We start from the raw sequence: 6,891 nt of genomic DNA on the forward strand, positions 1-6,891 counted from the left end.
CGCCGTGAGCGTAGAAAGGTCTGGACCAACCGTCAATAGGTCCAGACCAAAGGCGAGTTGAGCGTCAGAGCCCCGTCAGCCGGGGATCAGCGGGGGATCGGCGGAGGACCGGCCGGGAGCCGGGCGGCCATCGGCGGCCCGGAGCCGCGCCACCCGGCCCGCCCCCGTCACACACCCCACTCCCGCGCAAGCACCGCCGCCTGCACCCGGCTGCGCAGCCCCAGCTTGCCCAGCAACCTGCTGACGTGCGTCTTCACCGTCGCCTCCGCCATGTCCAGGCGCACCGCCACCTCCGCGTTGGACAGCCCCTCGCCCAGGCACACCAGCACCTCGCGCTCGCGCGGCGTCAGCGACCGCAGCTCCTCCGGCTCCGCCGCGGGCTCCCGCGCCGGGCGGGCGGGGGAGGCGAACTCGGCGATCAGGCGCCGCGTCACGGCCGGGGCGATCAGGCCCTCGCCCCGCGCCACCGTCCGCACCGCCGCCAGCAGGTCGCGGGCGTCGGTGTCCTTGAGCAGGAAGCCCGCCGCGCCCGCCCGCAGCGCCCCGAAGACGTACTCGTCCAGGTCGAACGTGGTCAGCACCAGCACGTCCGCGAGCCCCTCCGCGACCACCAGCCGGGTCGCCGACACCCCGTCCAGGCGGGGCATCTGAACGTCCATCAGCACCACATCGGGACGCAGCTCACGGGCCAGCTCCACGGCCCGCTCGCCGTCCTCGGCCTCGCCCACCACCTCCAGGTCGGGCGCGCTGCGCAGGATCAGTACGAGACCGGCGCGCACCGCGCTCTGGTCCTCCGCCACCAGGACGCGCACGCGCCCCGTCCGCCCGCTCATGCCGACCGCTCCTTGTCGTCGTCGTCCACGGGCAGCACCGCCCGTACCCGCCAGGCCTTCCCCGGGCTCGCGTCCGCCCCGGCGTCCGCGCCCGCCACGGGCCCCGCCTCGAAGGTGCCCCCCAGCAGCACCGCCCGCTCCCGCATCCCGACCAGACCGGCCCCCGAGCCGGGCGCGCGCGGCCCGGGGCCCCGCCCGTCCGGGCTGGTCACCGTGACCGCGAGGGCCCGGCCGCCCCCGGTGTGCTCGAGGACCACCCGCACCCGCCCGGGCCGCGCGTGCTTGAGGGCGTTGGTCAGCGACTCCTGCACGATGCGGTAGGCGGCCAGGTCCACCGGCGCGGGCAGCGGCACCGGGGCGTCGCGGCGGTCCTCCAGGGCGAAGGCGAGCCCGCTCGCCGTGCCGTGCGTACGGAACCCCTCGACCAGCGCCGCCAGACCGGCCAGCGTCGGCGCGGCGGCCGGCTCGCGGTCGCCGCCGCTGTCGCGCAGCAGCCCGATCAGCCGGCGCATCTCGGCGAGCCCCGCGACGCTGTTCTCCCGGATCACCCCGAGCGCGTCCCTGCTGGTCTCCGGGGAGTCCAGGGACAGCGCGGCCGTGGAGTGGATGGCGATCGCCGACAGGTGGTTGGCCACCATGTCGTGCAACTCCCGCGCCATCCGGGCCCGTTCGGCGCTGACCGCCTGGGCGCGGTCCATCTCGGCCAGCAGCGCGGTCTGTTCGGCCCGCAGCCGGGCCGCCTCCGCGGCGTCCCGGTGGTCGCGCAGGACCGCGCCGGTGGCCGCGGGCCCGAACGTGACCAGGCCGAACAGCACCCCGAACAGCAGCCCCACCGGGCTGCGCAGCCAGGCCAGGAACGTCACCGTCGCGGCCACCGTCGCCAGCCCCGAGACCACCGGGATCCGCCGGGCCGCCGCGGGCGATCCGTACACCACCGCCGCGTACACCAGGTCGGTGAAGACGAGCACGGTGGCCAGGTTCCCCACCGTGAAGCGGTCCGCCACCATCGCCAGCGCGCCCACCGCCAGGCCCGTGCGCGGCATGGTCCGCCGGTTCACCTGCAACAGGCAGACCACCGCGAGCGGCACCAGCGCCACCCAGGGCGGCACCGGCCGGGGGCCGCCCTGGGAGTGCAGCCCCAGCGCCCACAGCAGGAGGCCGCCCAGGAAGCCGGTGGCGGCCAGGACGACGTCGGAGCGGGGCGGGCGGGGCGGGGTCACCCCTCCATCCAACACGGCCCGCACCGGCCCGTCCTCCGCGCCGGGGCCGATCCCGGCCCGTACCGCCCTACATCGAAGGATGCAGGGCGCGTTCGTCCCCGGCGACGACGCCCGGCGCCCGGCGCGCGGCGAGCCTGGAGGGGTACGAAGGGAGAGCGTCGTGATCGTCACGATGATCGTGATCTGCGAAGTCGGCTTCTGGGTGCTGCTCGCCGCCGGCCTGGCCGCCCGCTACCTCCTGCGGATGCCCCGCACCGGAGCCGCGCTGCTGCTGTGCGAGCCGCTCCTGGAGGTGGTGCTGCTCGTGGTGACGGCGATCGACCTGAGGAACGGCGCCGAGCCCAGCTGGACCCACGGCCTGGCCGCGCTCTACATCGGCTACACGGCCGGCCACGGCCACCGCACCGTGAAGTGGCTGGACGGCCACGCCGCGCACCGCTTCGGCGGCGCGCCCCGGCCCGCCGGACCCCCGGAGTACGGCATGGCCCGCGCCCGCCACGAGGGCGCCGTCTGGCTGGGCACGGTGGTCGCCGCGGCCGTCGCCAGCGTGCTGCTGCTCGCCGCCTCCTGGTACGTCGGCGACGCGTCGCGCACCGGACCGCTGCACGCCTGGATCTTCCAGGCGTGGCGCGTCACCGGCATCCACGGCGTGATCGCCCTGACCTACCTGGTCTTCCCGCGCCGGGCGCCGAAGCGGGCGGAGCGGGACGGGGGAGGCGGGGAGGGCGAGGCGCGCGAGGACCGCGAGCCGGTGCGCGCCGAACGCTGAGCGCCGCTCCGTCCCCGTACCGCCGCCGTACCCCGTACGCCGCGCAGACGGCCGAACTTCGCCCGGCAGGCGTCAGCGCTCGCCGCCCGGCACCCACAGCACGTCGCCGATCTCCTTGTTCGCCGTCCTGGCCAGGATGAACAGCAGGTCGGACAGGCGGTTGAGGTAGGTCGCGGTCAGCGCGTTCATCGTGTCGCCGTGGGCCTCCAGGGCCGCCCAGGTGGAGCGCTCCGCGCGCCGCACCACGGTGCACGCCTGGTGCAGCAGGGCCGCGCCCGGCGTCCCGCCCGGCAGGATGAAGCTGCGCAGCTTCTCCAGCTCCGCCAGGAACGCGTCGCAGTCGGCCTCCAGCTTGTCCACGTACGCCTGCTCCACGCGCAGCGGCGGGAACTCGGGGTCCTGGACCACCGGGGTGCACAGGTCGGCGCCCACGTCGAAGAGGTCGTTCTGGATCCGGGTGAGGACCTTCACCACCTCGGGGTCCAGCCGCCCCAGGGCGATCGCCGTGCCGATCACGGCGTTCGCCTCGTTGGCGTCCGCGTACGCCGCGATGCGCAGGTCCGTCTTGGCGGTCCGGCTCATGTCGCCGAGCGCCGTGGTGCCCTGGTCGCCGGTACGGGTGTAGATGCGCGTCAGATTGACCATGCGTCCAGGGTAGTGAGGCCCGGCCCGGGCCGGGCTCGGGTGTGCCCCGCGTCACGCGTGCGGAAGTTTCCGGACGGGGCAGGGGGACAGTCGGGACCCGTCTTGGTGTGATGTCCGTCATCTGAGACGTGACGCGCATCTCTTCGTGCCCGATCGGACCCGCTGAGCCACTAATCTCCGCCCAAGAGACGAACGGTAAACGGTTGTTAAGGGGTACTCAGTGGCCAGGAAGCTCGCCGTCATCGGGGCCGGACTCATGGGGTCCGGCATCGCGCAGGTCTCCGCCCAGGCGGGCTGGGAGGTCGTGCTGCGCGACGTCACCGACGAGGCGCTGACCCGGGGCACCGACGGCATCAGGGCCTCGTACGACAAGTTCGTCTCCAAGGGCAGGCTGGCCGCCGAGGACGCCGAGGCGGCCCTCGCGCGCATCACCACGACCACCGACCTCGACGCGGTCGCCGACGCCGACCTGGTCGTCGAGGCCGTCTTCGAGAAGCTCGAGGTCAAGCACGAGATCTTCCGCGCCCTGGACAAGATCGTGCGGGACGACGCGGTGCTCGCCTCCAACACCTCCGCCATCCCGATCACCAAGATCGCCGCGGTCACCGACCGCCCGGAGCGGGTCGTCGGCACCCACTTCTTCTCGCCGGTCCCGATGATGCAGCTGTGCGAGCTGGTGCGCGGCTACAAGACCAGCGACGAAACCCTCGCCACCGCGCGGGAGTTCGCCGAGTCCGTCGGCAAGACCTGCATCGTCGTCAACCGCGACGTCGCCGGCTTCGTGACGACCCGTCTGATCTCCGCCCTGGTCGTCGAGGCCGCCAAGCTGTACGAGTCCGGCGTGGCCACCGCCGAGGACATCGACGTCGCCTGCAAGCTGGGCTTCGGGCACGCGATGGGCCCGCTGGCCACCGCCGACCTGACGGGCGTCGACATCCTGCTGCACGCCACCAGCAACATCTACACGGAGTCGCAGGACGAGAAGTTCGCGCCGCCGGAGCTGATGCGCCGCATGGTCGACGCGGGGGACATCGGCCGCAAGAGCGGCCAGGGGTTCTACAAGCACTGAGCCCCGTTCACCCTCAGGGGTGAATTCGGTATCGGTTCACCTACAACCGGCAACTTATGTGCCCGTCGGGCAGTCAGTTGTTGGAAAGCCACAGCACTCTCGGGGAGCGCATATGCACATCAGGGGCGACCACGCCGAGCTGGTCGTCGGGGGCCGCCTCGACGTCCGCAGCGCGGCGGACGCCCGCTCCGTCCTGCACACCGCCGTCGACGACGGCCGCGGCGACCTGGTCCTCGACCTCACCGGTCTGGACTCCTGGGACGCCACCGGCCTCGGGGTCATCATGGGCGCCCACCGGCGGGCCGGCCGCTGCGGCCGCCGCCTGGTCCTGCGCGGCGTACCCCCGCAGATGCAGCGACTGCTCGTGGCGACCCGGCTGCACCGCATCCTCGCCATCGAGGGCGGCATCGCGGCCGAATCGCTTCCTCGCGTGTGAAACCGCCCCAGACGCGCAATCCTCACCGGACTGTGACGTCTTGGGCGGCCCGGCACCCCGGCTGTTCGTAGATACTGGTCGAAGGTCTAGGGTGCGGTCGCCCGCCGATTGACGAACCCTTGCGGTGGGCACCGGACCAGAAGCGACAGCGGGCGTGCGAAAGGCCGGGGAGGGCTTCGGCGCGCGAACGCTTTTGGGGGGCTTTGACCATGGACCCGATCAACCGGGGACCGGAGGACCACGGCCAGGAGGACGGTCACGGCGGGGGCGCGGCGGGCCGCCGCCCGCGCGAACCCCTCGCTCCCGGCTTCGGGCCGCCGAGCCCCGCACCCGCCCGCACCGTGCGCCTGACCTCCGGCGACTTCCTGCTCACCGTGAACCCCGTCGACGGCAGCGAGATCGAGCACTGCCCGCCCGGTGAGCGCCCCGCACGCCCCGTCCGCCACTCCGCCGACGAGCGCGCCGAACTCGCCCGCGCCACGGTCCCGCCGGTCCCCCCGGGCCCCGCCGCCCCGCCGATACCCTTCCTGGAGCGCGAGGAGGAACGGGCCCGCCTGGTACGGCTGCTGGCCCGCGGCCGCTCCGTACGCCTCACCGGCCCCGCGGGCTCCGGCCGCAGCGCCCTGCTCGACGCCGTCGCCGCCGACTGCGCCCAACTCGCCCCGGACGGCGTCGTCCGCCTCTCCGGACTGCACCGCACCCCCGCCGAACTGCTCCACGAACTCTTCGCGGCCGTCCACCGCGCCCCCCGCCACCGCCCCGAACGCGCCGAACTGCTCGACCTGGTGCGGGACATCGGGGCCGTCGTCGTCCTGGACGACCTGGAGTTCGGCGGCAGCGCGCTCGACGAACTCCTGGACGCCACCCCCGAGTGCGCCTTCCTGCTCGCCGCCACCCCCGAGACGCCCGCGCCGTCCGAGGACTCCCACCTGGAGGAGGTCCCGCTCGGCGGACTCGGCCGCGGCGCCGCCCTGCAGCTGCTCGAACAGGCCGTCGCCCGGCCGCTCAGCGAGGACGAGGCCAACTGGGCGGGCGACCTCTGGTTCGAGTCCGAGGGGCTGCCGCTGCGCTTCGTCCAGGCCGGCGCCCTGCTGCGCCAGCGCGACGCCCGCCGCGCCGACCCGGGCGCCTTCGACGCCTTCGGCAACGGTGTCGAGGACCCCGACGGCCTCGACGAGCCGCCCGCCCCCGGCGACGGCCCCGAGGTGCCGCTGCCCAGCCTCGGCGAGGGAGCCGCGCCCGCCGCGCTGCTCGCCTCCCGGCTCAGCCCCGCCGCCCGCGCCACCCTGCGCTTCGCGGTCGCCCTCGGCGGCGAGGTCCCGCACCAGGCCCACCTGCCCGCCCTCGTCGGCGACACCCACGCCGACGCCGCCCTCGGCGAGCTGACGGCCTGCGGGCTGCTCAGCCCCGCCGGACCGCGCCACCGGCTCGCCGGCGGCGTGCTGGCCCAGCTGGAGGCCGAGGGGTACGCGGAGGAGGCCACCGCCCACGCCCACACCGCGGCCCAGCACTACGCCTGGTGGGCCGGGCACCCCTCGGTCACCCCGGAGCGGGCCTGCGCCGAGGCCGACGCCCTGCTGGCCGCGATGGCCGCCCTGGTGCCGGGCCGCGAGGCCGGGCACGCCAGCGCCGCCGTGCTGCTGGCCCGCAGCGCCGCGCCCGCGTTCGCCGCCGGACTGCACTGGTCGGCCTGGGAGCGCGCGCTGCGCACCGGCTCCGAGGCCGCCAGGATCTCCGGCGAGGTCGCCGAGGACGCGTACTTCCACCACGAGCTGGGCGTCCTCGCGCTGTGCGCGGGCAGCCTGGAGCGGGCCCGCGCCGAGCTGGAGGCTTCCGTCGGGATGCGCGGCGCCCTCGCCGACAAGCGGGGCGCCGTCGCGGGCCGCCGCGCCCTGGCCCTGGTGGCCGACCGCGCGGGC

General features: G+C 75.0%; 7 protein-coding genes. 4 read left to right on the forward strand and 3 right to left on the reverse strand.

All coding sequences use genetic code 11. The features are described from left to right. Positions 1-167: 167 nt before the first annotated feature. Complete coding sequence (locus ABT160_RS40655; RefSeq protein ID WP_351653824.1) at positions 168-833, reverse strand: response regulator; 666 nt, start codon at positions 831-833, stop codon at positions 168-170. Next, positions 830-2,053, reverse strand: coding sequence for a sensor histidine kinase (locus ABT160_RS40660; RefSeq protein ID WP_351653825.1), 1,224 nt, complete (start codon positions 2,051-2,053; stop codon positions 830-832). The genes ABT160_RS40655 and ABT160_RS40660 overlap by 4 nt, the downstream gene beginning before the upstream one ends. Before the next feature lie 160 nt (positions 2,054-2,213). Here ABT160_RS40660 and ABT160_RS40665 point away from each other — a divergent pair, with 160 nt between their 5' ends. Then, positions 2,214-2,822, forward strand: a complete 609-nt coding sequence (locus ABT160_RS40665) for a hypothetical protein (RefSeq protein WP_351653827.1) — start codon at positions 2,214-2,216, stop codon at positions 2,820-2,822. Positions 2,823-2,894: 72 nt separating this feature from the next. Here the strand turns inward: ABT160_RS40665 and ABT160_RS40670 are convergent, their stop codons facing one another. Next, a complete protein-coding gene (locus ABT160_RS40670; protein ID WP_351653828.1) occupies positions 2,895-3,467 on the reverse strand; it encodes a cob(I)yrinic acid a,c-diamide adenosyltransferase in 573 nt (190 codons plus the stop codon). 220 nt (positions 3,468-3,687) lie between these two features. Between ABT160_RS40670 and ABT160_RS40675 the strand changes: the two genes are divergently transcribed. The 3 genes from ABT160_RS40675 to ABT160_RS40685 all read left to right on the forward strand — a co-directional run. Continuing rightward, positions 3,688-4,536: a 3-hydroxyacyl-CoA dehydrogenase family protein gene (locus tag ABT160_RS40675; RefSeq protein WP_351653829.1), complete on the forward strand. Its 849-nt coding sequence runs from the start codon at positions 3,688-3,690 to the stop codon at positions 4,534-4,536. Positions 4,537-4,648: 112 nt separating this feature from the next. Beyond that, on the forward strand, positions 4,649-4,972 hold the full coding sequence (locus ABT160_RS40680) for an STAS domain-containing protein (RefSeq protein ID WP_351653830.1): 324 nt from the start codon (positions 4,649-4,651) through the stop codon (positions 4,970-4,972). A 209-nt stretch (positions 4,973-5,181) separates the two neighbouring features. Beyond that, positions 5,182-6,891, forward strand: a 1,710-nt coding sequence (locus ABT160_RS40685) for an ATP-binding protein (RefSeq protein WP_351653831.1), incomplete at its 3' end; no start/stop codon positions are given.

This window comes from Streptomyces sp. NPDC001941 (genome assembly GCF_040296945.1).
In the GTDB taxonomy this organism is placed as follows: domain Bacteria; phylum Actinomycetota; class Actinomycetes; order Streptomycetales; family Streptomycetaceae; genus Streptomyces.